20 protein-coding genes are annotated in these 24,062 nt (G+C 43.1%); 12 read left to right on the forward strand and 8 right to left on the reverse strand.

Features of this window, described 5'->3' with window-relative positions; genetic code table 11:
* Positions 1-174: 174 nt before the first annotated feature.
* The 3 genes from HCZ91_RS02820 (at position 175) to HCZ91_RS02830 (ending at position 2,502) form a co-directional block, all read left to right on the forward strand.
* A complete protein-coding gene (locus tag HCZ91_RS02820; RefSeq protein WP_179797994.1) occupies positions 175-1,311 on the forward strand; it encodes an aminotransferase class V-fold PLP-dependent enzyme in 1,137 nt (378 codons plus the stop codon).
* Positions 1,312-1,546: 235 nt separating this feature from the next.
* Positions 1,547-1,984 (forward strand): YeeE/YedE family protein, encoded by a 438-nt coding sequence (locus HCZ91_RS02825; RefSeq protein WP_179797996.1) that lies wholly within the window; start codon positions 1,547-1,549, stop codon positions 1,982-1,984.
* 98 nt (positions 1,985-2,082) lie between these two features.
* Positions 2,083-2,502 (forward strand): DUF6691 family protein, encoded by a 420-nt coding sequence (locus HCZ91_RS02830; RefSeq protein ID WP_179797998.1) that lies wholly within the window; start codon positions 2,083-2,085, stop codon positions 2,500-2,502.
* Positions 2,503-2,603: 101 nt separating this feature from the next.
* Here HCZ91_RS02830 and HCZ91_RS02835 read toward each other — a convergent pair whose 3' ends face one another.
* Complete coding sequence (locus HCZ91_RS02835; RefSeq protein WP_179798000.1) at positions 2,604-4,268, reverse strand: AMP-binding protein; 1,665 nt, start codon at positions 4,266-4,268, stop codon at positions 2,604-2,606.
* A 403-nt stretch (positions 4,269-4,671) separates the two neighbouring features.
* Here HCZ91_RS02835 and HCZ91_RS02840 point away from each other — a divergent pair, with 403 nt between their 5' ends.
* Positions 4,672-6,807: an NADPH-dependent 2,4-dienoyl-CoA reductase gene (locus HCZ91_RS02840; protein WP_179798002.1), complete on the forward strand. Its 2,136-nt coding sequence runs from the start codon at positions 4,672-4,674 to the stop codon at positions 6,805-6,807.
* A 145-nt stretch (positions 6,808-6,952) separates the two neighbouring features.
* Here the strand turns inward: HCZ91_RS02840 and HCZ91_RS02845 are convergent, their stop codons facing one another.
* From HCZ91_RS02845 to HCZ91_RS02860, 4 genes are all read right to left on the reverse strand, one after another.
* On the reverse strand, positions 6,953-7,723 hold the full coding sequence (locus HCZ91_RS02845; RefSeq protein ID WP_179798004.1) for a lysozyme inhibitor LprI family protein: 771 nt from the start codon (positions 7,721-7,723) through the stop codon (positions 6,953-6,955).
* Between the two features lie 129 nt (positions 7,724-7,852).
* Positions 7,853-8,269 carry a VOC family protein gene (locus HCZ91_RS02850; protein ID WP_179798006.1) on the reverse strand — a complete coding sequence of 139 codons (417 nt, stop codon included), beginning with the start codon at positions 8,267-8,269 and terminating at the stop codon, positions 7,853-7,855.
* Between the two features lie 208 nt (positions 8,270-8,477).
* The gene (locus HCZ91_RS02855; RefSeq protein WP_179798008.1) at positions 8,478-9,482 is read right to left on the reverse strand and encodes a lipoate--protein ligase; all 1,005 of its coding nucleotides are present in this window, start codon (positions 9,480-9,482) and stop codon (positions 8,478-8,480) included.
* A gap of 280 nt (positions 9,483-9,762) precedes the next feature.
* Positions 9,763-10,176 carry a hypothetical protein gene (locus HCZ91_RS02860; protein WP_179798010.1) on the reverse strand — a complete coding sequence of 138 codons (414 nt, stop codon included), beginning with the start codon at positions 10,174-10,176 and terminating at the stop codon, positions 9,763-9,765.
* A 605-nt stretch (positions 10,177-10,781) separates the two neighbouring features.
* On the opposite strand from HCZ91_RS02860, the gene HCZ91_RS02865 reads away from it, so the two are divergent.
* Together HCZ91_RS02865 and HCZ91_RS02870 are read left to right on the forward strand one after the other, a co-directional pair.
* Entirely contained in the window at positions 10,782-11,711 is a 930-nt protein-coding gene (locus tag HCZ91_RS02865; RefSeq protein ID WP_179798013.1) for a DMT family transporter, read from the forward strand.
* A gap of 241 nt (positions 11,712-11,952) precedes the next feature.
* Positions 11,953-13,056 carry an alkene reductase gene (locus HCZ91_RS02870; RefSeq protein WP_058024390.1) on the forward strand — a complete coding sequence of 368 codons (1,104 nt, stop codon included), beginning with the start codon at positions 11,953-11,955 and terminating at the stop codon, positions 13,054-13,056.
* 106 nt (positions 13,057-13,162) lie between these two features.
* On the opposite strand, the gene HCZ91_RS02875 is transcribed toward HCZ91_RS02870, so the two are convergent.
* Together HCZ91_RS02875 and HCZ91_RS02880 are read right to left on the reverse strand one after the other, a co-directional pair.
* Positions 13,163-14,128, reverse strand: coding sequence for a pirin family protein (locus HCZ91_RS02875; RefSeq protein ID WP_179798015.1), 966 nt, complete (start codon positions 14,126-14,128; stop codon positions 13,163-13,165).
* Positions 14,129-14,293: 165 nt separating this feature from the next.
* Entirely contained in the window at positions 14,294-15,577 is a 1,284-nt protein-coding gene (locus HCZ91_RS02880; RefSeq protein ID WP_179798017.1) for an NAD(P)/FAD-dependent oxidoreductase, read from the reverse strand.
* A gap of 451 nt (positions 15,578-16,028) precedes the next feature.
* Between HCZ91_RS02880 and acs the strand changes: the two genes are divergently transcribed.
* From acs to HCZ91_RS02910, 6 genes are all read left to right on the forward strand, one after another.
* Positions 16,029-17,990, forward strand: a complete 1,962-nt coding sequence (gene acs, locus HCZ91_RS02885; RefSeq protein ID WP_179798019.1) for an acetate--CoA ligase — start codon at positions 16,029-16,031, stop codon at positions 17,988-17,990.
* 270 nt (positions 17,991-18,260) lie between these two features.
* Complete coding sequence (locus HCZ91_RS02890) at positions 18,261-19,457, forward strand: NAD(P)-binding protein (RefSeq protein WP_179798021.1); 1,197 nt, start codon at positions 18,261-18,263, stop codon at positions 19,455-19,457.
* 595 nt (positions 19,458-20,052) lie between these two features.
* Positions 20,053-20,736, forward strand: coding sequence for a CDP-diacylglycerol--glycerol-3-phosphate 3-phosphatidyltransferase (pgsA, locus tag HCZ91_RS02895; RefSeq protein WP_179798023.1), 684 nt, complete (start codon positions 20,053-20,055; stop codon positions 20,734-20,736).
* A gap of 225 nt (positions 20,737-20,961) precedes the next feature.
* Complete coding sequence (locus tag HCZ91_RS02900; RefSeq protein WP_179798025.1) at positions 20,962-21,729, forward strand: hypothetical protein; 768 nt, start codon at positions 20,962-20,964, stop codon at positions 21,727-21,729.
* A 274-nt stretch (positions 21,730-22,003) separates the two neighbouring features.
* The gene (locus HCZ91_RS02905) at positions 22,004-22,645 is read left to right on the forward strand and encodes a hypothetical protein (protein ID WP_179798027.1); all 642 of its coding nucleotides are present in this window, start codon (positions 22,004-22,006) and stop codon (positions 22,643-22,645) included.
* Positions 22,646-22,670: 25 nt separating this feature from the next.
* Positions 22,671-23,126, forward strand: a complete 456-nt coding sequence (locus HCZ91_RS02910) for a hypothetical protein (protein WP_179798029.1) — start codon at positions 22,671-22,673, stop codon at positions 23,124-23,126.
* Positions 23,127-23,214: 88 nt separating this feature from the next.
* Here HCZ91_RS02910 and HCZ91_RS02915 read toward each other — a convergent pair whose 3' ends face one another.
* On the reverse strand, positions 23,215-23,709 hold the full coding sequence (locus HCZ91_RS02915; protein ID WP_057758090.1) for a pyridoxamine 5'-phosphate oxidase family protein: 495 nt from the start codon (positions 23,707-23,709) through the stop codon (positions 23,215-23,217).
* Positions 23,710-24,062: the final 353 nt, after the last annotated feature.

The following is a 24,062-nucleotide window of genomic DNA, read 5'->3' on the forward strand; positions in this document are numbered from 1 at the left end:
TATAAATATATTAGCTTCACGTTAGTAGACCTCATCAGTGTTCGTTGTTTTTTATTTGTTTAGAAACAATGCATCTCTAGACAGCGCAAGACCTCACCATCAAATAATAGTACTTGATTATAGTGCTATCTAATCCATGTCGCATATTATCTAACCATACACTAGGAGTGTTCAATGCCTGCATTACGTCAAGATATCGATCCAAACGGCTTATTAGAGTATTCAGTGGTTTATACTGATCGCGCGCTGAACCATATGTCAAAAGCCTTTCAGCAAGTGATGAACGACCTATCTAGTGACCTAAAATCTGTGTATAACGCTGACGCAGTGGTGATCGTTCCAGGATCTGGTACTTATGGTATGGAAGCAGTCGCTCGCCAGTTGGCAAATGATGAAGACTGCCTAATCATTCGTAATGGCTGGTTCAGCTATCGTTGGACGCAAATCCTAGAAAAAGGCAAAATCGCCAAGTCATCTACAGTCCTCACGGCCAATCGTGCTGATGATAGTGAGTCGCCAAAGCCGTTTGCTCCAGTCGATATCGACGTTGCTGTAGCCAAAATCAAAGAAGAAAAGCCAGCAGTGGTATTTGCGCCGCATGTCGAAACCTCATCGGGCATCATCTTATCAGATGACTATATCAAAGCGTTGAGTGAGGCTGTGCATAGCGTTGGCGGACTGTTAGTCATTGATTGCATCGCTTCAGGCTGTGTATGGCTAGATATGAAAGCATTGGGCATCGATGTACTGATTAGCGCACCGCAAAAAGGTTGGAGCAGTACGCCGGGCGCTGGTTTGGTCATGCTAAGCGATACTGCTGTCAAAAAAGTAGACAGTACTGAATCTGATAGCTTTAGTATCGACTTAAAGCAATGGTTGAACATCATGCGTGCTTACGAAAATGGCGGTCATGCGTACCATGCGACTATGCCGACAGACAGCTTACGTCAGTTCCGTGATGCCGTGAATGAAGCCAAAGCAATCGGTTTTGATAAATTGTGTGACGCGCAGTGGACACTTGGCCAACGTATCCGTGAAGTATTAGAAGCTAAAGGTGTTGAGAGCGTCGCTGCCGAAGGTTTTAAAGCGCCTGGTGTGGTCGTTTCTTATACCGATCGTGATGACATGCATAAAGGTAACGCGTTTGCTGAAATCGGAGTGCAAATCGCTGCTGGCGTACCATTGAAAGTGGGCGAGCCTGATAACTTTAAAACTTTCCGTTTGGGTCTATTTGGCTTGGACAAATTGACTGATATCGATGGCACAGTAGAGCGTTTTGAGGCAGCACTTGATAAAGTGTTAGGCCAGTAAAGATACCAATTAAGAGGGCTGATAAAGATATTAATATGATAGCTGATTAAGTCTTTTTCACTGCCCTTTTTAAAGCCTTTACAGTATAGTCCTAACAGTTATAGAAAATACTGAACTATTCGCATTATGCTAGGTTCAGTATTTTTTTACCTTTTTATTATATTTTATAATATAATGTATTTTTATAAATTAAAACTCAAGTACGTATTTAATGAACTTAATTAGGTAGTCCGTTATGAGCATACAAATAGACTGGCAAGCATTTACGTCGATCTCCTTAGTTGGGGGTCTGATGCTAGGCGTAGCGACGGTTATCTTACTGCTAGGTATCGGTCGTATAGCAGGTATCAGTGGTATTTTTTCAAGCCTACTAAAGCCCAAGCGTGTAGAGATGTGGCAGGTGCTGTTTATACTGGGTCTGGTCATCTCACCACTGCTATATCAGTTGGCAAGACCGCTACCTGAGGTAGCTATCAGTACTTCCGTGCCATTATTGATTGGTGCAGGGTTATTGGTCGGCTTCGGCACGCGTTTAGGTTCAGGATGCACGAGTGGGCATGGTATCTGTGGTAACGCACGGCTGTCTCCACGGTCATTGGCAGCGACTGTCACCTTTATGCTGTTTGGGATTTTGACCGTTTATATCGGTCGTCACGTACTAAGCCTACTATAGCGAACTCATGGCAGATTGCCAGATGAAGACTGATGGTCGGACTCATACGCGAACGACATATGATGGTTAATAAAAGATAATAATAGCGAGATACGACGATGCTAAAAAATATAATCGGATTGCTAGCAGGACTGCTGTTTGGACTGGGACTACTGGTGTCAGGTATGACTGATCCTATAAAGGTACAAGGGTTTTTGGACGTATTTGGTGCATGGGATATCTCCCTTGCTCTTGTGATGGGCGGTGGTCTGATTGTCGCTTTCTTCGGTGTACGATTAGCAAAGCGTCAACAAAGCAGCTGGATTGGTACACCGATTGATATGCCAAGCAAAACTGTCATTAATAAAAAATTGCTTATCGGTGCGATGTTGTTCGGTATCGGCTGGGGGCTAGTTGGTATTTGCCCAGGACCAGGAATTGTATTGCTTGGTACTGGGCAATGGCAAGCCTATGTCTTTATTCCTTCCATGATTATAGGAATGCTAGTTTATCAATGGCTTGAGCCTAAGCTTGGCTGATATAGTTAGTTCTCTATAAATATAGTTAAAGAAGGTCAGCTATATATCGCTGACCTTTTTGATGGATGTTAATTAATGATATGACTTAATAGATTGCCGTTTTATTTCGCACTGGCAGTTACTTTTGGCGTTTCGTGTGCCAATGATTTTGCTGTTTGACGTAGCTCAAATTTTTGCACTTTACCGGTACTGGTCTTCGGTATTTCTGCAAAGACAATATATTTGGGCACTTTAAAACCTGCTAGGTGCTGACTACAATGCTCCATCACCGTATCACGTTGCAGAGTGCTACCGGCGTGAATCTCGATAAAGGCGACAGGTACTTCGCCCCATTTATCATGTGGCGCGGCGACCACAGCGCAGCTTTCAATCGCAGGTAGTTTATACAAGACGTTTTCTACCTCGATACTAGAGATGTTCTCACCGCCTGAGATGATGATATCTTTGAGTCGATCCATAATTTTGATATAGCCATCAGGGTACTTAACCCCCAAATCGCCTGTACGGAACCAGCCATCAGCGAATGCTTCTTCGGTAGCCTTGCGGCTTTTTAGATAGCCTTTCATCACCATATTGCCACGTAGCGCCAGCTCGCCCATCTCTTCCCCGTCAGCGGCGACTGGCTCGGTAGTACCTTGCTTAAATACTTCAAACCCTGCCATTAGATGAGAAGTCATACCTTGACGTGATTTCTTTTGGGCGCGTGTGGCCACATCAAGCTCATTCCATTCTTCCTGCTCAGCACAAACCGTTACTGGCCCATATACTTCAGTGAGACCGTAGACATGCGAGATATGAAAGCCCATTGCTTCCATAGCGGCCAGCATGGTTTCAGACGGCGGTGCACCAGCGACCCAGCCTTTGACCGTATGGGTGATAGCTTCTTTATACTCTGGTTTGCCGCCAGCAATCATATTGTGCACGACTGGCGCAGAGCAATAATGGCTAACTTGATGCTTGGCAATCAGCTGCAATATCAAATCAGCATCAATTTTTCTCAAGCATACATTGACCCCAGCACGTTCAGCGATAGTCCACGGAAAGCACCAGCCGTTACAGTGAAACAGCGGCAGCGTCCACAGATACATCGGGTGCTTGGGCATGTCCCAATCTAAAATATTAGAGATAGCATTGAGAGTTGCACCACGATGATGATAGACCACGCCTTTAGGTTTGCCTGTCGTCCCAGAGGTATAATTTAGCGCAATGGCATCCCATTCATCTTTCGGCATCTCCCAGTTATTCAGGCTGTCTGAACTGGCTACTAATGCTTCATAGCTCATGTGCCCAAAGCGCTCGACATCGACAGCCTTGTCCGTTGAGTGAATGACGATTAAGTCTGGAAAAGTCTCATTGATGATTTCAGCATGTTCAGCAAATTCGCTGTCTAAGATTAAGACCTTCGCTTCGGAATGCTGCAAACAAAAGGTAAGCGCATTGATGTCGAGACGAGTGTTCAAAGTACAGAGGACACCGCCTGACATCGGCACACCAAAAGCGCATTCGACCATCGCTGGGGTATTCGGTAGCATCACGGCTACGGTGTCGTTTTTATCGATGCCCAATTTTCGCAGGCCATCAGCCAGTTGGCGACAGCGAGTATAAGTCTGTTGCCATGTCTGAGTGAGGTTATTGTGTTCTAGGTCGTCATAAACGATGGCAGTCTTATTAGGATAAACTTGCGCGCTGCGAATGATAAAATCAATAGGAGTAAGTGGTTGATGGTTGGCGGCATTTTTGCCGAGACCTGTATGGAAATCTGTCATGATGATAGTCCTTTATCGTATTTCTATAATGCGTCAGTACATTAACGTCAGTATATTATTTAGTACAGTAATCTAGCATAGAAATTATAGGTATAAGTCGATATTTATCGATTTATATCTTAGTCTAATTTTTAGGTGACATTAAGCTAACGGTATATAATCTACCTCAAAAGTTGGCTAGGTTTTGTGGTGTTTGCTTAACCATATGCCACAGTAACGCCTGATACACCGTCCCGCTCGTTATAGCAATTAATATAGTGCTCACTCATCAGTCGCTTGTCTGCATAGCTGACAATAATCGCGGTGTGTTACGATATCGATGATGCTAAATCTCTTAGCCCGATTAATTCTAAAAAGCCGTTTTTAAGAAGTAGCCTCATAAACTATTCATAAGGAAAATGATATGTCTGCCAGCCATAGTGCCAATACGATCCAAACCGCTAGCACCAATGAACACTATCCGCATTTATTTGAGCCGCTAGATTTGGGCTTTACTACGCTAAAAAACCGTATGGTGATGGGCTCAATGCATACTGGGCTTGAAGACCGTTTTTATAATTATGGCAAGCTGGCGGCGTATTTTGCAGAACGTGCCAAGGGCGGCGTGGCAATGATGATCACTGGCGGTATCTCGCCTAATCGCGAAGGTTGGTTGTTGCCTGCTGGCGGAACGATGAATACTAAAGCTGACGTTATCAACCACCAGCGTGTAACCCGTGCTGTGCACAAGCACGATAGCAAAATCATTATGCAGATATTGCACAGTGGTCGCTATGGCTATCATCCATTTGCCGTATCCTCTAGCCCGATTAAGTCACCAATCTCACCGTTTAAACCGCGTAAGATGAGCATCAAAAACATCGAGCAAACGGTAAAAGACTACGCTCGCTCAGCCAAACTTGCCAAGCAAGCAGGCTATGATGGCGTCGAAATCATGGGTTCTGAGGGCTATTTGCTCAACCAGTTTTTATCAAGCCATGTGAATAAGCGTAAAGACATCTATGGTGGTGATATTTATGGACGTATGAAGTTCGCTGTCGACGTGGTCAAAGCGGTACGCGAGGCGACTGGCAAAGATTTTATTATTCTATTCCGCCTATCAGTGATTGATTTGGTCAAAGACGGTAATGTCATGGATGAAGTTATCACCGTGGCCAAAGCGCTAGAAGAAGCGGGCGTGACTATCATGAATACCGGTATCGGCTGGCATGAAGCGCGTGTGCCGACTATCGTGACTAGCGTACCACGAGCCGCTTTCGTTGATTTCACCGCTGAAATCAAAAAGCACATTAGTATCCCGATGATGGCGGCTAACCGTATCAACATGCCAGAAACAGCAGAAGAAATTGTTGCGACTGGTCAAGCTGATATGATTCAGATGGCGCGTCCATTCTTAGCTGATGCGCACTGGGTCAATAAAGCCAAAAATGGACAGACAGATCGCATTAACACCTGTATTGCTTGTAACCAAGCCTGCCTCGACCATACGTTTGAAAACAAACGCTCGACTTGTTTGGTCAACCCGCAAGCTTGTTATGAGACTGAACTGGTCTATAAGAAAACTAAAAAACCGAAAAAAGTCGCCGTCATCGGTGGCGGTGTCGCTGGTATGTCAGCCGCTCATGTAGCGGCCTTACGTGGTCATGACGTGACTCTGTTTGAAGCTAAAGACGTGCTTGGCGGACAGTTTAACTACGCTAAAGTCATCCCTGGTAAAGAAGAGTTCTTTGAGACTATTCGCTACTATATCAATGAGCTTGAGCATCTGGGTGTTGAGATTAAACTGAATACCAAAGTCGATAAGGACATGCTTGAAAAAGCTAAGTTCCATCATGTCATCGTGGCAACGGGTGTCGTACCGAGAAGTCTAGAAGGTAAGCTCGAAGGGGCTGAGCTGCCACAAGTAATGAGCTATGCTGAGCTACTGTCTGGCGAAAAAGCAGTGGGTAACACAGTCGCGGTCATCGGTGCTGGTGGTATCGGCTTTGATGTCAGTGAATATCTGACAGCTAATCATGGTAAATCACTGGATGAGATCGGCCCTGAAGGACTAAAAGATCCAAGCTATCGCCCTGAGCCACAGTCAATCAGTGAGTGGCGCGAAGAGTGGGGCGTGACCAATGATACCGATTATCAAAGTGATGGTGGTCTGGTCAGACCAGCAGCGATTAAACCAATTCGCCAAGTATATTTGATGCAGCGTAGCAAAGGTCGTCTAGGCAGTGGTCTGAACAAAACCTCAGGCTGGGTACATCGTGCGCATATCAAATCTCACGGCGTTATCCAAGTTGCGGGCGTGCAATATGACAAAATCACCAACGAAGGTATCTGGGTGACTAACCCACAAGGTCAAAGCCAGTTATTACGTGTCGATAGCGTCGTTGTCTGTGCCGGTCAAGAGTCAGTCGTTGAGCTGATGCCAAACGTTGGCGATGCGCCAGACGCGCAGTACCATCTAATCGGCGGTGCTAAGCTAGCAGCTGAACTAGATGCCAAACGTGCGATTCGTGATGGTGCTGAAGTCGCTGCTCAGATCTAAACTCTTTAGCATGAGTGTTAAATAATGGACGGCGAGGGGGTATCTCTTGCCGTCTTTTTTTATTTAGAATGAAAATTTGACTTATTAAATTAGATCTTCAGTTCAACTTATGTTTATTCTGAGAGAATCGAGAGGTGTTGTTTACTTACTCACGCTCTAATACAATACCGTCAAAATATCCTCGCGCACCACAACGCCCCCACCTAAACTGATCATCAATATCTTTTAATAACAAATGCGATTTACCTTTATAAGTTGCTGGATACAAGCGTAGTTCTAGGGTTTCATCTGGCTGATTATTATCGTTAATGACCCAATGGTTTTGTGACCATATGGCTTTACTCTCTCCCAAATCGCAGGTATGAGCATTGGTAAAAATTAAAACGCCCTCGATGATAGAAAGATAAGGCTTATTAGCGACACTATGAATCGATACCGTGTTTTTTGCCTTTCCCGTATCTTCCCAGCGTTGAGTACCTGAATTATATATTGAGATTTGAGAGGTTTGAGAAAACTTACCAAAGGCATTTTTTCTCGGTAAATCAGAAGAATTTAATTCATCTGAAAAATTCCAAGCCACACCGTAATTGGTTTGCTCTTCGATGTGTTCTGTATACTCACGAATGAGGCATTCGGTATCTTTACAAGTATTGCGTTGAAAAGTTAGCCATAATTTCTGATCTATAATCACATTGTTTCTATAGACTTCACTGTCTTCGTTGTTAGCTGCATTGTTGATATCTTCTCTATATTTTTTTGCCATAGCTTCGTCAAGATCAGACAATTCAGTGTTCGTACAAATAGTTTTTTCTATCCAAGTAGTCGCTTTATTGCAATCGAAACTTGCTGCATTTGCATGAGTGGAGAGTAGGCAAGTGCCTAAAATACCGATTATAGCGATGCATAACTTTTTCATATTACCCTCATTTTTTAGAGCTTGATTGTATTTTAAAAACGCTATAACTGTGATATACGTGTCATCATCACTATCTTCAAAAAATGAATCAGTCCATTCATCCTAGCCCAACTAACTAGCCTCACTCATTTACCAACTGCCAATATTTTCCATCGAAATCCAAGGCTCAATAGGCTCTAGGTCTTCGCCATTTTGTAGCAGCTCAATTGAGATGTTGTTAGGGTCTTTAACAAAAGCCATATGGCCATCTCTAGGTGGTCTTAATATCTCGACCCCTGCCTGTATAAAGGTGTCGCACTGCGTGTATATGTTGTCGACTCTAAAGGCAAAGTGCCCAAAATTATCGCCATTGGAATACTCTTTTTCATCCCAGTTGTGTGTCACCTCAATCTCTGGCGCACCCTCATGCGTTGCTAAAAAATATAAGCTGAATCTGCCTGATTCAGAGTCTCTCTTTCTTAGCAGTTGTAAGCCCATAAGGTCACAATAGAAAGATAACGTTTCTTCTAATTTGTTGGTTCTAATCATTGCATGTAAGTACTTCATAAAAATGCCTTAATATTTATTATTCATAAAAATGGAGTAATGGTAGGGTGCTTGTTATGCATCATTAATATACAAAATCTCAAATGGCGTCTGTATGATATCAATACCATTAACTATATACAGCGCATTTGTGTCAGTAGCTTTTTATCAAGCAGTGTAAGCAGCATACCCTGCAATACTTGCTAGCTTAAATCTGACGTCGCAAAATCTAACCTTCCATCTCACCAACCAACCATTTTTCAAAATCACTAACTTGCGCTACCAACTCAGGTTGCGTTTTTGCTAGGTCATCGAGCTTGTTTTTAATCTCAGGCTTATTATATTTAACGCCAGTCAATGTATTCTTAAGCAGGTCGATAAGCTCAACATTTAGCGCGTCAGAGAAGATGACAACTTCGGTAATCATCGCTTGCTTCACATCTATATGCACATCCATCATGCCCCAATCAAAGCGCGTCTCGATATGATGAGTGAACTCAGGCGTTTTACCAAAGCGCCAATCCCAGTCTGCCATTTGCTGATAGTAAGCGTTTAGCGTGGGCTGCTTAGCAAGGCTGGCCTCATCTAATTGCTCAACCTGTGCAGTCTCTCCATGATATTCACAGAACGCTTCGATAATCGCCTCAGACAATGTCTCGTGATTGATAGTCTCATTGAAATCTACCAAGTTTGCCACGCGAGCGCGCACAGATTTGATGCCTTTTGCTTTAAGCTTTAGTAGATGCGGGTTTAGATAGTCGCCAAGCTTTTGCATATTGGCATTGACCAGCAATGTGCCATGATGAAAGCTGCGATCGGCTGCATGTTTAAATGCGCTGCCCGATATTTTGCGGTCGCCGACCTGCATATCGTTGCGACCAGACAGCGTAGCGTCTATGCCGAGTTTCTTAAGCGCATTGATGATGATAGTGAAGTTTGCTTCTTGATCGTAAGCATCACTGGGCGATAAAAAGGTAAAATTGGTATTGCCCAAATCATGAAATACCGCGCCGCCGCCGCTCTGACGCCGCGCTAAAAATACATCGTCTGCTTCCATCTTATCGGTTTTGCACTCTACCCATGGATTTTGCGAGCGTCCAATAACCACGGTCTCAGAGTTACGCCATAAAAATAGAGTATGCGAGTCGGGGTTGAGCGTATTAAATATCCAATCTTCGGTGGCAAGATTAAACCAAGGATTGGTCACAGCAGACTTTAGGATGCGCAGTTTCATGTATTTGACTCGTTAATAAACTGGGTTGGTGAGTAGGTTTCATAAATAGGTAGCATCATTCTTACCGATGCAGGGTTGTAATTCAATGGCTGTCTAATAGGAAGAGTGATTTTATCAGTGGCTTTGACAGTGGTGAAGACGTTGAGTATATAGAAAAAACGGTGAGAAAATTTTATAGAAGAGGGCGCTAAGGTTGATGCTTCAGCTTTTAGCGGGTGGCAATAAAAGCCAAGCAAAACACTCAGCTTTATTGCACTATAAATTGCCAGAGTATTTTGTTCTATTTAGCACAAATCTCCCACTGCGATTTTGTACTGAGATAACACTGCATAACCTCTTTACCAGACTGCGCATAGGCATCACTGACGATACGCTGATTGGTTGGCAGACGATATCTGATGATCGCGGGCTCATCATTGACGGTGGTCGTCCATCCAGTCACTTCATTACGGTCATTATAGTTTGCGCTGGTGGATGTTGCCATTTTGCCAAATCCTGGCAGGTTATAGGAGACCTGCCTAAAACTATAACTCATCGCTGCACCCTCAGCGCCCTCATACTGACAGTTTAGCTTTTTTTGTAGTTTATCTTGTTTATAAACATAGCAAGTGGTCTCATCTGAGAACTGACCAACCCCGCAAAAACCTGCCGTTGCAACTGATATCATACCGACAAATAACGCTATCCTTTTCATAATCATTCCTCAATAATTTATAAATCCTACTAATGATGTTTGCCATCTATTTTTTGTATTGCCAAATATTAACCAATACCTTGTAGATAGTAAAAAATTAGTAAACAAATATCAACTAATATATTTTAAGAAAATCTTGAACTGATGTATTAAAGCTACTTTTATCATCAGCATTATTAAGCATAGCTGTTATAGAGCAGTGTTATAAGAAGGATTTACTATGATTGTGAATCTGTTTTTGTAGATATTGAACTGATGACTTACTTAAGGATGACTTTGGAGTTCTTTAGTATGTGAATAGAAAGGCGCTGGAATAGGCTACATTATAAGAAATATAGGATAAGCGCTGCTTGCTATATGGTGCTTACTAAAAAGGATTTGTCCAAATTTACAGATTATCAAAAAGGTGAAAACCTTAAAACTGTGCTAAAAAAATTAATAAATGGATAAAAACTCACTATAAGTTTTATAAAAAATTACCCATCAAACAATTAAAAAGTTATCATCATGAGTTTTTAATCACATGATAATTTTTACAACGCATCAGACGCTTATGACCGACACGAGTTGGTAAACGCAGTCTAAGCGCTTAATAGGATTACCCAATGACCAACCGTGACCTCATCATCTTTGTGACGCTCTCTTTTATGTGGTCACTCTCTTTCGTTTTTTATCGTATCGGCGTGCCTGAGTTTGGCTCATTGGCATTCGCCAGCTTGCGTGTGATATTCGCCGGATTGGTCATGTTGGTCTTTGTATTGCTCAATAAGAAAAACAGAGTAGGCATCAAGGAGCATTGGAAAATGCTAGCGCTCGTTGGCTTGTTTTCAGCAGCGCTGCCTTTTGTGTTGTTCTCGTTTTCCGCGCAGTCAGTGAACGCAGGCGTGCTAGCCGTACTAAATGCCTCTGTGCCGATGATGAGTGGTTTTATCGCCAGAGTCTTTTTTAAAGATAGGCTATCAAAAAAACAAGCACTAGGTTTGGTGATCGGGGTGATCGGGGTAATCATACTGATGAGCGAAAGCTTGTTTGGTGGCGGCGAGCCAGGCAAAGGATTGATCGAAGGACTCCTACCGATGGGCTACGCGCTACTAGCCTGTGTAGGTTATGCGCTTGGGGCCAACATCACCAAGAACTATCTGTACGAAGTATCGCCAGTCGCTATCACTGCAGGCTCGCTCATTATCGGTAGTATTATTATGCTGCCTGTGGCTTTTAATGAGTTCCCTTATGGTAAAGATATCAGCATAAAGGCGTGGGTATCCGTGATCTGTATCGGTGTATTTTCGACCGCCATTGCCCTTATCTTTATGAATCAGCTGATTAAAAATATTGGCCCGACGCGCGCCACCAGTATTACTTTAGTCATCCCAATTTTTGCTATTATTTTAGGGTATCTATTGCTTGGCGAGGCGCTAAATATACAAGCTATCATTGGTTCGATTGTGATATTGATCGGCACATATCTGTCATTAGAGCTATCAATTAAGAAAATGCTAAAGCCAAAAGACAAGACCCAGACGAACAGTATTTAAGGCTTAGTAAACAGTCTTCGTAGTAAACAGATACGAATATTTGTATAGGTGAATATTGTTGTATCTGTTTGTAAATATTGCTTGGAATAATGAAATCTGTTCCCTATAAAGGTAGGCGCTAAACGTAGATTTACTAATGATATTATAAGTTTTTCTAAACAGCATTCGATAATAATCAGTATGAATGATGGTTGCTATAACTAAAGATCATAAATAGCGACAATAACCAATAGGACAGATTATGGCACACGATATTTTATTTGAGCCTGTAAAAATGGGCACACAAACGCTAAAAAACCGCATTATGATGGCCCCACTGACACGTCTGCGTGCCGTTGAGCCAGGCGATGTCCCTATCACATGGGCAGCAGAGTACTACTCGCAGCGTGCAGGGGCGGGCCTTGTCATCACTGAGGCAACGCAAGTATCGTTTCAAGCAAAAGGCTATGCAGGCGCACCAGGGCTACATACTCAAGATCAAGTCACTGCATGGAAAGCCATCGTTGACAATGTCCATGCCAAAGGTGGCAAGATCGTCGTCCAGCTATGGCACACAGGACTTGTCTCACATGAAAGCGTACAACCTGAACGCCGTGCGCCAATTTCAGCCTCAGATGTCGATGTAGGTATCCGTACCTCATTGCGTGATAGTGACAACCAAGCCATTCGCGCGGATGCCACGCCGCCGCGCCCAGCCAGTCTTGATGAGATTCAGCAAGTGGTTACTGACTTTGCGCATGCAACCAAGTGCGCGCAGGAAGCGGGGTTTGATGGTATTGAGATTCATGGCGCGCATGGTTATTTGCTGCATCAGTTTTGGGCCGAGCATACCAATCAGCGTGACGATGAATACGGTGGCAGCCGCGAAAACCGCGCGCGTCTGACCTTAGATGTTATCGATGCATGTGTGGATGCTTGGGATGCAGATCATATTGGTATTCGTATCTCGCCACTGGGCACATTCAACAATGTTGAGGGAGGCTACGAAGAAGACGATAACATTTGGCTGATTGAACAAATCAATAAGCGTGGTCTAATGTATTTGCATCTGTCAGAGCCAGATTGGGCAGGTGGTACGCCGTATAGCGATGAGTTCCGTCAGCGTGTCCGTGATGCGTTCGATCAGACCATCATCGCGGCGGGTGGCTATGATGCGGACAAAGCTGAGAAGAACATCAAAGCAGGCTATATCGATGCGGTAGCATTCGGTCGTGATTATATTGCCAACCCTGATCTCGCTGAACGTATTCAAGAGGGCGCACCGCTCAACGAGCAGCATCCAGAGAGCTTCTATGGTGGCAGCACGGTTGGCTACACTGATTATCCGTTTATGAATGAAGTGTAAGCAATTATCCATCCGTCAGTATCACTGAATAGGCAGACAAACGCGTTATAAAAAAGCCCTTTGACTATCGATAGTTAGAGGGCTTTTTTTTACGCATTTATTTTGATTAATATCCAAAATTGCCTGTTTGATAATCACGGAACGTTTGTCGTAGCTCATCTTGGGTATTCATCACAAAGGGGCCGTGACCTGCGATAGGTTCACCGATTGGCTCGCCGCTTAGCAGTAGCAATTTGATAGGTGTGTCTTCATCGGTAGTTGCAGGGTAGGTCAATTCGATAGTATCAGTAGCAGGTAATGATGAATGTTCAGATTGAGTGCCTACATGATTTCGAATAGGCGCTGAAAATTCAATTAGGCTGCCTGCGCTGACGGCTGTACCGTTGACCAATATTTGACCTTCTTGTACCAGGAGTAGGGTATTGTGCGTTTTCGGTACTTGTAGCGTGGTTGTACCTGCTGTATGTAGCTCAATATCCCACATATTGACTGGCGTAAAGGTCGTTGCTGCTCCCGCTATCCCATGCCAGTCACCGGCAATAATGGCAGCTTGGCCAATGACAGTTTGCTCGTCGCTATTGTCTATCAGATCAACGATAGGCATATCAGCACGTTTGATAGATTGGTATTTTGGGTCGGTCAGTTTATGGGCGCTTGGCAAGTTGACCCATAACTGCACCATACTAAATATACCACCACGTTGCCCAAAGGCTTCAGAGTGGAACTCTTCGTGCAGAATACCGCGACCAGCAGTCATCCACTGTACATCACCTTCTAAAATATCACCGCGCCCACCTGTCGAATCTACATGACTAATCTCACCTGCATAAGCAATGGTGACAGTTTCAAAACCTTTATGTGGGTGTTGACCAACGCCATGTGGCTGCATTTTATAAGAGGGATTGGGTGAAAACGTTGTTGGCTTGGCATAATCTAATAATAAGAAAGGATCAGTATGGCTATAATTAAGGTCTGGATTGTCATCTAAATGACTGATCAGAGTTTTTACAAAAAAGCCGTCACCTACCCAGTGCGACTCTTTTTCACCGTGAATGTGTTTAATTGAACGCATGGGTCACCTCATTAGTCTAATTAGAATTACTATCAATAGAAAAGCTATTATTAAGTAATACTACTATGAATATAAGAGTGGATTGTATGAGTTTTTATTACTATTTCATTCCTAGTGCTGTCAGCAGCGATTAAGCAAATGTTAAACACTTATAAGTGTCCATGATTAGACGGTCTCACCACTCACAAAACCACTTGCCCATGCCCACTGAAAATTATAACCACCAAGCCAGCCGGTCACATCAAGCACTTCACCGATAAAGTATAAGCCGTCTTGTAAATTGCTTTGCATCGTTTTTGAAGAAACCTCATTAGTTTTGACGCCGCCGCGTGTGACCTCAGCGGTACGGTAGCCTTCCGTGCCAGAAGGTTTGAGCTGCCAACCATTAAGGGTAATACCAAGCTCTGTGAGACGTTCGTTTTTAATATTAGCAAGCTCCGTATCTTTGATGTCTTCCCACAGATGCGTCTGTAGTGCTGCTAATAGCTTCTTGGGTAATACATTATCTGTGTTTTCTGCCAATACGGTACGAATAAGCTGGCGTGGATGTGACTTTTTGCGAGCAAGTAAAAGCTCAGTGACGTCTATTTCAGGCAACAAATTGATACTGATGGTTTCCCCAGTCTGCCAATAGTTGGAGAGCTGTAGCATGGCAGGGCCAGAGAGACCACGATGGGTAAATAGGACGGGCAATTTAAAAGAGATACGCTCATTACTGGCAATAACTGGCAAACTGATACCAGCCAAAGCACGGATAAGCTCGCCTGTTTTGTCAGTGAAGGTAAAGGGTACAAGGCTAGCGTCAGTTGGCACAAGAGTATGCCCGAACTGCTGCGCCAACTCATAGCCGATACCACTTGCTCCCATGGTCGGGATAGATAGTCCACCAGTGGCGATGACTAAAGACTCACAGCTATAGCCTGTTTGCGAAGATTGAGTGCCGTTCGCAATGTCTTTTTTACCAAGCTTTTTACTCGTCGTTAGATAAAAGCGCTCACCGTTATCATGAGCAGCAGTTTTAACGTGATCAATCTGAGCATTAAGCTTTACTTGTACGCCTACAGCCGTGCATTCATCTAGGAGCATAGACAAGATATCTTGTGCCGAGTCGTCACAGAACAGCTGACCGTGTTCGCGTTCATGGTAGGCAATCTTATGCGACTCTACCATGCCGATAAACTCCCAACTTGGGTAACGACTTAGCGCTGATTTGCAGAAGTGGGGATTGGCACCAATAAAGTGCTCAGGCTCTACAAAGTAATTGGTGAAGTTGCAGCGACCACCACCTGACATCAAAATCTTTTTACCAGCTTTATTGGCATGATCCAAAACCAATACGCGGCGACCGCGCCGTCCGGCAGTCAGTGCACAGTACAACCCTGAAGCGCCAGCACCAATAATAACGACATCATAGTGAGTATGGTTTTGTGCATTGCGTTGATTAGTCATTGCGGTCTCGTAAAACGATGGGGTGAAAAAAGTATAACCAGGCCAAGCATTGTTTTTATTAAAAACGCGGCTGACATTTTGTTAAATGAAGCAGTATGTTTAGTGTAGCTATTGTCCATATTTCACTAAAGGTTACAAGGATTAAATGCCCTAAGCCATACGCTGTTACCGTGTGATCACAACCAGCTGTCATTTTAGTACTATCGTTATGATAGCTGCCCCTATAAATAGCATTATACGTACCAGTATAAGTACTAATATAATTATCTAAACATACAGATGTACAGTGAAATTGTTATGTTTGGCTTTTGATGTCTTGCAACGGTCACGCTTATTTGTCAAACTAACGATGAGCGTCACACATTATGGAAGATGACTCTTATTGCTTACATGGGGCGCATCATAGACGAACACCCATGTAGGTCATAATAATTAAAAGGGACCAAATACTATGACTCAGAAATCATTTCCTATCTCAGCCGAGTTTATGGCTGCTGCCAATACCACACCTGATAAGTACGTTACAGACTACCAGCAATCTATCGAATCAGCCGAAGCCATTGATGCTTTTTGGGCGAAGCGTGCTGAGCTAATCGATTGGATAAAAAAACCAACTAAGGTTAGTAACGTCAATTATGATTTAGATGATTTTCGCATCAAATGGTTTGAAGATGGTGAGCTAAATATCTCAGTTAACTGTCTTGATCGTCACCTCGAAGAAAACCCATATAAGCCTGCTATCATCTGGGAAGGTGATCACCCTTCATTACATAAAATCATTTCTTTTAAAGAGCTGCACGAAGCTGTCTGCCGCTTAGGTAATTCATTACGCAAGCTTGGCGTTGTAAAAGGTGATCGCGTAACACTATATATGCCAATGATACCGGAAGCCATGGTAGCGATGCTGGCATGTGCGCGTATCGGTGCGGTGCATTCAGTGGTGTTTGGTGGTTTTTCTGCCGAGAGTTTGGGTAATCGCTTGATAGACAGTCGCTCAAAAGTTGTTATTACCGCTGATGAAGGTTTACGCGGCGGCAAGCACACACCGCTTAAAGCCAATGTCGATCACGCACTCGACATGGATGGCACTGAGAGTGTCGAAAAAGTCATCGTCGTTCATCGTACGGGTAACTCTATACCGATGAGTGGCCGCCGTGATGTGTGGTATCACAATTTGGTCGATGGTCAATCAGAGATCTGCGAGCCTGAAGTCATGAACGCCGAAGACCCGCTATTTTTATTATATACCTCTGGTTCGACAGGTAAGCCAAAAGGTGTAGTGCACACTACAGGCGGCTATATCACCTATGCTATCTCAACGTTCCGTGATGTTTTTGATATCAAAGAAGATGACGTCTACTGGTGTACGGCAGATGTGGGCTGGATTACTGGTCACACGTATTCAACCTATGCACCACTGGCCAATGGTACGACAACGGTAATGTTTGAAGGTGTGCCAGAGCATCCAACATGGGCGCGTATCGGTCATATTATCGATAAGCATGACGTGACTATTTTATACACTGCACCGACAGCCATTCGCGCGATGATGAAAGAGGGCGATGCTTTTGTTCGAGAGTCGGATCGTTCTAGTTTGCGTCTGCTAGGGTCGGTCGGTGAGCCGATCAACCCAGAAGCGTGGGACTGGTATTACAATGTCGTCGGTGATGGTAAATGTCCTATCGTCGATACATGGTGGCAGACCGAGACTGGTGGCATCTTGATGGCACCAATACCAGGTACGGTCGATCTCAAGCCAGGCGCGGCCATGACACCACTATATGGCGTCAAACCAGAAATCGTTGATAGCGATGGTGCGATTTTAGAAGGCCCTGCAGAAGGCAACTTGGTGATCAGTAGCGGTTGGCCAGGGCAGATGCGTACTATCTACAATGACCATCCACGTTTCTTAAAGACTTACTTTAGCGATTATCCAGGTCATTATTTCACGGGTGATGGCGCTCAGCGTGATGAAGATGGGCATTACTGGATTACTGGTCGTGTCGATGATGTACTCAATGTTGCAGGGCATCGCTTGGGTACAGCAGAGATTGAGAGCGCCGTGGTTGCGCATCCTGCAACTGCTGAAGCTGCGATTGTCGGTATGCCGCATGAGATACGCGGTACAGGTATCTGTGCATTTATCATTCTAAAGTCAGGTGAAGAAAAGACCGACGATCTAAAAGCAGAACTAAAACGTCATGTGCGTGCCGAGATTGGACCAATTGCGACTTTAGATGCCATTTATATGGTTGATGCACTACCAAAAACGCGCTCAGGAAAAATCATGCGCCGTATCTTGCGTAACCTTGCAGCAGGTCAATATGTAGGACTGGGCGACCTATCTACGCTTGCCGATAGCTCAGTGATTAATGACTTGGTTGAAGAAGTCAAAGCGGGCCGCGGAGAGTAAGTTAGCCTGATAACGAACCTATAGTGTTAAGGATAGTGACTCAATACTAGCCATTGATATTTGTATATTAAAGTTGAGTAAAAGCCATGTTATTGAGAATAGCATGGCTTTTTTACGTAGACGATATTGATATTGGCGCATTTTGAAGGTTCAATAATACTAACAAGACAATATCGCTACCATGTTAATTTACGAGTCACTCGGTATTTACTAGGCTAGATACTTAATATAGTAGCGACTCATAAATACTTTATAAGGTCTACTGTCATCATGACTGATCATGCTTTGTGCTCACCTGTTCTATTTGCCCCAAAAATCGCCATCATTGGTGGTGGCCTAACGGGATTGCTCACAGCAACACTATTAGAGCGCGCGTCAAACCAGACAGGCAATACCCCGCAAATCACTATCTTCGAAAAATCACGTAGTGTGGGCCGTTTAGCGACCCGCTATCGTAGCGATAGTGAGACTGGTAAAAACTGGCAATGGTCGTTCGGCGCACAGTTTTTTACTGCGAAAACTGCTGACTTTCAACAGTTTATCGCGCCTTGGTTAGATACAGGGTTGCTACAGCCGTGGTGTGCCGAAGTGGTTGAATTAACTCCTGCAAGTAACAATGAGCAGTCGCCTAATATCCAAAGCAAAGAGCAATGGGACGCGGTGCATGCACGCTATATCAGTAAACCAAAAATGACCAGTTGGGGCCGTGAATTGGCCGCCGCGCTCAAGCATACGACCATAGTATTTAAGACCCGTGTCGCACCGCTTGCTCAGTATTTGCACCATCAAAACCCGCAGCAGTCTCAGCATCAGATCCAGAACCAGACTCATAATCAAGACAGCAAACAAACTGAGCTGTTCGACGAAACTGGCGCCAGTCTGGGCTGGTTTGATTGGGTAATCTGTACAGCGCCAAATGGTCAGGCGGTAGAGCTAATGGCAGATAGCGGTTTTGCTCAACAAGAAAAAATTACTAAACCGCAAATGCAAGCCTGCTATACGCTGATGCTTGGTTGGGATGATGTACAAAAGCTACCTGAAACATTAAAGGGCCAACTAACACCGCAATGGGATGTCGCTTATTTAAATAGCACTATTCTCGATAGGATATTTATTGAGCATCAAAAGCCTGCTCATGGTGAACTACTACCAAGTGTCACCATTCATGCACGTAATGACTGGTCAGAATCCCACGTCGATGATGATATTGAGTTGGTAAAAGAACAATTATTACAGGCGGCAAAACAAGCATTGAACTGGAATGAGGACAGCGCACCTAGCCAAATAGACTGCCATCGTTGGCGCTATGCAGCTACTATCGTAAATAAGGATACTGAAGAGCTAGGCATCTTAATCGATGCAACCAAGCAATGGATCGTCAGTGGTGACTGGTGTGCAAAAGGTAATATTGAGAGCTGCTATCGAATGGCGCAGCAAACTGTTAAAGCAATCATGCAAACGCAGTAAGCGCAATATCCATGCTCATTATTTTGCATCGTTTAACGATATTTGGACAGTCGAAAACTCAACATTTAGCAAAATGTAAGCAAAAAAAGGCCCACAGAGGAGGTACTGTGGGCTGAGGAAAACGGGTCATGTATTAGCTACACAGGCCGTGGTCAAGAGTTGTTGTAATTATTGGTGCTCTCTACTGTTATTTATAAGGGTAATAATTATCAATACAATAGGTGGAGATATTTACTTAGCTATTAATATTTACTGATTTAAGTGTACAAGTGTTCTGGTACAGTCGCTATGATAGCGCAATTGAGTGCTGTCTGGCGGTTTTGGTTACAGTATATTACGTTGTAAAAATCCAAAAGATGCAAAGACTGGTATGAAGCACTGATATTTAGAGTAAGTAGCGCAGCTCTATGATGAAATCATTCATAAAGGCTTCCAATAATTTCAATACGTTATGTCGATAGGAGGTCATCTAGTCGATCTTGATACCTTTCTTTATATATTTGATAACTCAATCGCTGCAGAGATGGCATGACGCCTTGTCCGAAAAATGCTAAGCTATCTGCCATTATTATGTTCATATTAAACTGGGTTTGCCATGACTGACAGCACGCATTTGCATACGCAGGAAGAACCGCCAAGTTCGCAAAATACCAAGAGTATTTTTAACTTGCCTAACAACCTTACGATTGCGCGTATCTTGATGATTCCGCTATTCGTCGCGATTGCCTATTGGCCGCCAGCCATGGGTATTGGTATGCCTGCGATTTCAGACAATGTTATTGCGCGCGTTGGTATGAGCGAGTTTAGCGATAGTTTGTTGCGCCATTTATTATTGACCGGCGTCTTTATTATTGCCGCGATTACCGATTGGCTCGATGGCTATTTCGCTCGTAAACTAAACGTTATGTCAGCTTTTGGTCGCTTTTTGGACCCTGTTGCTGATAAATTAATGGTAGCTGTAGCGCTCATCGTCCTTGTACAGTGGCATCCCAATATCATTATGGCAATAGCGGCTATCGTCATTATCTCGCGTGAGATCGCTGTATCAGCCTTACGCGAATGGATGGCAGAGCTGGGTAAGAGCACTAGCGTCGCGGTATCTTATGTTGGAAAACTGAAAACCACGTTCCAGATGGTGGCGATTACCGTACTACTGCTTAACTGGCAGTCGCTTGAAACCATTGGTTATGTATTAATGGTCGCCGCTGTGATACTTACCTTGTGGTCGATGATGATTTATCTCAGAGCGGCTTGGCCATATTTAAAGCAAAGCGGATAACGCTATAGCATAACCTACCTTAACAGGCATAAAAAATACCAGTCGCATGAGCCACTGGTATTTTTTATGGCTGACTGTAAACACTGATTTTTGGCCGATTTACTTTAGCCATTGATTGTTTGCATCGTTTCTATATACTCAGAAATAGTAGATAAAATACAAAAGAGCAAACACAGGGAAGTTGATTGAAGTGTGGCCATATGTCATTTAAATAGGGAGATCGGTATGACGTTACATCAGAAACAGTCAGGTGCTGCCATTTTATTACTGGCATTGCTAACGGGCTGCTCATCAGGGCCAAGCATGCAGGAGTCGTCCACCCCAACGATTCAGCAAGACAAGTCTATCCAAGCAGAGTCGTCTAAAATGTCGGCGACCCAAGACGCGACAGAGTCAGAACGTTTGGGTACCAAATGGGGCGATGACGTTGATTCTCAAGTGACAACGGTTGATTTGCGTCGCATGAGTAGTCAGCCTATCGAGCAAATGCAAGTCCGTTATGCCGACAAATCTTACAAAGGACGTGCGGTTAATAGCATGTCTCTGCTGGCAGGTAAGGTTGATTTTTCGATAGAGACGGATACGGGTGAGCTGTCACTATATCGAGACTCAGGCAATTATTATGTGCAAGGTCAAGCAGGGCAGGCCTATCGTTTGGTGTACAACAATAACAGCCCCAACACGTATGAGATCGTCGCTAGTGTGGATGGTATAAACGTCATCGATGGTAGTGCTGCTAGTCGTCAGGACAGCGGATATGTGCTACGTCCCAATGATGATTTGGTGATTGAGGGTTTTCGCAAGAGCCAAAGCGCGGTGGCATCCTTTATATTTAGCAAACCAGAAAGTGCTTATGCTGCCAATACCAGATCGGGTTCTATCAACAATACAGGTGTGATTGGTACGGCTATCTATAAACTATATGATCCTGCTAAGCCAAAGCAACCGCAAGCGTATCCAGCAGATAATGGCTACGCCAAACCACCACAGTAATGCCTATCAATAGATAATAGATAACGCATAAAAAAACGCCAGTCGCATTAGCCACTGGCGTTTTTGTTTTTATTCTAGTAGGTGATGCATCTACTTTGCTTATTTGCTTAAGTTTTATCACTCAAGCTATTAAAATTAGGGTGATTTATGTATGTAATTGATAGTATTAGTTTTGGAGAAAATAATAAAAAAATGTTTAATTTTTTATACCTTATTAAATTTTTTTATTCTAGAATGATTGATTTCTACGTCTAGAATATTAAAAGGAATTCTAATGGTATACAAAACATTACTGGCTATATTTGTTCTTAGCGGTCTGACGGCTTGCTCGGCTTTTACTAGCCCAACTACCCAAAGAGGAAGAGATGCAAGCTTACCTCAATTGAATGTAGAAGGTATTTCTTATGACCAGAGATTGTCTAAGTACGCCAATCAATTTGTAGTAAGCGATGAGCAAGAGTTTGCTATAGTGCGAGGCTATCCTTATGCTGAATTCACAGGTAGTGGTATTTTTGCTACCGACCCTCTTCGTGTTATGAAGGTAGATGATCAATGGGTCAAAAATATACCAATTAGTTTGAATGTTAATCAAACTCTCAATGCTTATAGAATGAGTATTAGGCCTATCAAAATTCCTACAGGTAACCATCAGCTATTAGTAAGTGGTGCAGGATGGGAAAATAAAGCGTTGTATACGCAACTGCCTACAGTCAACTATCAGAGTGGCAAGAGCTATGTGTTCAAACCAAGCTTTGCTAAAGGGGAAGTTAGTACTCTCACAGTATATGAATACGAAGCCGACTCAAGATTTGAGCCAGCTGATAAGGAAGGTATTGTTCTAAAATCAGCGGTTAGTAGTCCTGTTGAAATCGGTAATTATGACAATCAAAAAGTGGCTGATATTTTTGAAAAATAGTCCTTAATTAAGAAGAGTTTTAGTCATGATATTACAAAAAAAACTATCTGCTATTTTTAGTATTCTTTTATTAAGTACCTATTTAACAGGCTGTGTGAGAGCAATTTTACCAACTTCTGAAACAGAGCTTACTACTAATGCAAGAATAGTTTCGACCGAGGTCGAACTCGATATTGTCTCTTCTTATGCTAATTTAAAAAAGTATATGAGTAAATGTTTCGAATACCGGAACCAAAATGGGTATCAGGTTATTGACGCCAATTTAGACAGAGAGCAAAACAAGGCTTATTTCATCGGTAAATCTAATTTTGATACTTATACTTTTAAAGTCTTACTAGAGTCTGTAGGTAATGAACAAACTAAAATAACTTATTTCTCACCAAAGAAAAAAATTGGTTTTAGTGAATCTAATCCACAGAAGACCTTAGATAAATTAACAGCTTTTAGTCTTTACGACGGCAAGGCAGTTTGTAAACTTTGACTAAGACTACACGAATAATTTATCAGTAAAAACGCCAGTCGCATTAGCCACTGGCGTTTTTGTTTTCGCTATTTATAGTTTAGGGAGCTTATAACGTCACTGAATTATTTTCACCCAAGTTAGTCGCTTTTTTGCCGTCCATTACTGCAGCAGTCGTCATCTTAAACATATTGACGACTGAGCTGCCACTTAACCAATATTCGGCACCATGTGGGACGACTTTGATTAACTGGACGTTTGGATCTTCTTTACCTTGCTCATAAAACGCATTGTAGATTGGGGACCACAGTTCATCTAGCTTTTCTTGGTCTTCAACCAATTCTGCTTTACCGTTAATTGAGACATAATCTTTTGAATCTTGACTGACATAGGCCAAATTCACTTGTGGGTCTTTTTCGATATCTTTGATGGTTTCAGTGGTTTTATCACCAATGAACCAAATCTCTTTTGCGCCAATGCTCGTCTCGCTAGTGGTCATCGGGCAGGCATGTAAGTGGCCTTCGTGAGTACGAGTGGTCATCATGGCAAATTTCACTTCTTTTACCAGTTCTTGTACTTTATCAATATGGTCTTGTCTACTCATAATAAATTTCCTTTTTTATAGTGTTTTAATTGGGCTCATGTAGCGTTGTTTTAATTAGCCGAATTAAACAGTTGATTATTTATAGTAATTTTTCTTTAGGCTAGATATGTCTAACTATTAAATAAATCTAAAAATTAAACGTCATCGTCGCCTTGACAACTGAGACTAGAGTACCGAGTTGTCACCCTACATTTATATAGGTTCCCAGTAATGCGATGTGAGTGTTTGTAAGGAATATGAAGGTTAGGTAAAAATTGTGACAGCGTAGATTTGAGCGTTCTATTTTTCGATGGATAATTCAAAAACGACTTAAAAAGATATTTTTTTGAATTATCGATTCGCAAATAGTAAGT

It is taken from the genome of Psychrobacter sp. BI730 (genome assembly GCF_013414195.1).
GTDB lineage: Bacteria > Pseudomonadota > Gammaproteobacteria > Pseudomonadales > Moraxellaceae > Psychrobacter.

Bases quoted from the DNA above. Each gene is read 5' to 3' on its own strand.
- HCZ91_RS02865 (WP_179798013.1), top strand. From the start codon at position 10,782: ATGACCAACCGTGACCTCATCATCTTTGTGACGCTCTCTTTTATGTGG.
- HCZ91_RS02830 (WP_179797998.1), top strand. From the start codon at position 2,083: ATGCTAAAAAATATAATCGGATTGCTAGCAGGACTGCTGTTTGGACTG.
- HCZ91_RS02835 (WP_179798000.1), bottom strand. From the start codon at position 4,268: ATGACAGATTTCCATACAGGTCTCGGCAAAAATGCCGCCAACCATCAA.
- HCZ91_RS02880 (WP_179798017.1), bottom strand. From the start codon at position 15,577: ATGACTAATCAACGCAATGCACAAAACCATACTCACTATGATGTCGTT.
- HCZ91_RS02850 (WP_179798006.1), bottom strand. From the start codon at position 8,269: ATGAAGTACTTACATGCAATGATTAGAACCAACAAATTAGAAGAAACG.
- HCZ91_RS02825 (WP_179797996.1), top strand. From the start codon at position 1,547: ATGAGCATACAAATAGACTGGCAAGCATTTACGTCGATCTCCTTAGTT.
- acs (WP_179798019.1), top strand. From the start codon at position 16,029: ATGACTCAGAAATCATTTCCTATCTCAGCCGAGTTTATGGCTGCTGCC.
- HCZ91_RS02855 (WP_179798008.1), bottom strand. From the start codon at position 9,482: ATGAAACTGCGCATCCTAAAGTCTGCTGTGACCAATCCTTGGTTTAAT.
- pgsA (WP_179798023.1), top strand. From the start codon at position 20,053: ATGACTGACAGCACGCATTTGCATACGCAGGAAGAACCGCCAAGTTCG.
- HCZ91_RS02860 (WP_179798010.1), bottom strand. From the start codon at position 10,176: ATGAAAAGGATAGCGTTATTTGTCGGTATGATATCAGTTGCAACGGCA.
- HCZ91_RS02905 (WP_179798027.1), top strand. From the start codon at position 22,004: ATGGTATACAAAACATTACTGGCTATATTTGTTCTTAGCGGTCTGACG.
- HCZ91_RS02915 (WP_057758090.1), bottom strand. From the start codon at position 23,709: ATGAGTAGACAAGACCATATTGATAAAGTACAAGAACTGGTAAAAGAA.
- HCZ91_RS02845 (WP_179798004.1), bottom strand. From the start codon at position 7,723: ATGAAAAAGTTATGCATCGCTATAATCGGTATTTTAGGCACTTGCCTA.
- HCZ91_RS02840 (WP_179798002.1), top strand. From the start codon at position 4,672: ATGTCTGCCAGCCATAGTGCCAATACGATCCAAACCGCTAGCACCAAT.
- HCZ91_RS02875 (WP_179798015.1), bottom strand. From the start codon at position 14,128: ATGCGTTCAATTAAACACATTCACGGTGAAAAAGAGTCGCACTGGGTA.
- HCZ91_RS02910 (WP_179798029.1), top strand. From the start codon at position 22,671: ATGATATTACAAAAAAAACTATCTGCTATTTTTAGTATTCTTTTATTA.
- HCZ91_RS02820 (WP_179797994.1), top strand. From the start codon at position 175: ATGCCTGCATTACGTCAAGATATCGATCCAAACGGCTTATTAGAGTAT.
- HCZ91_RS02900 (WP_179798025.1), top strand. From the start codon at position 20,962: ATGACGTTACATCAGAAACAGTCAGGTGCTGCCATTTTATTACTGGCA.
- HCZ91_RS02890 (WP_179798021.1), top strand. From the start codon at position 18,261: ATGACTGATCATGCTTTGTGCTCACCTGTTCTATTTGCCCCAAAAATC.
- HCZ91_RS02870 (WP_058024390.1), top strand. From the start codon at position 11,953: ATGGCACACGATATTTTATTTGAGCCTGTAAAAATGGGCACACAAACG.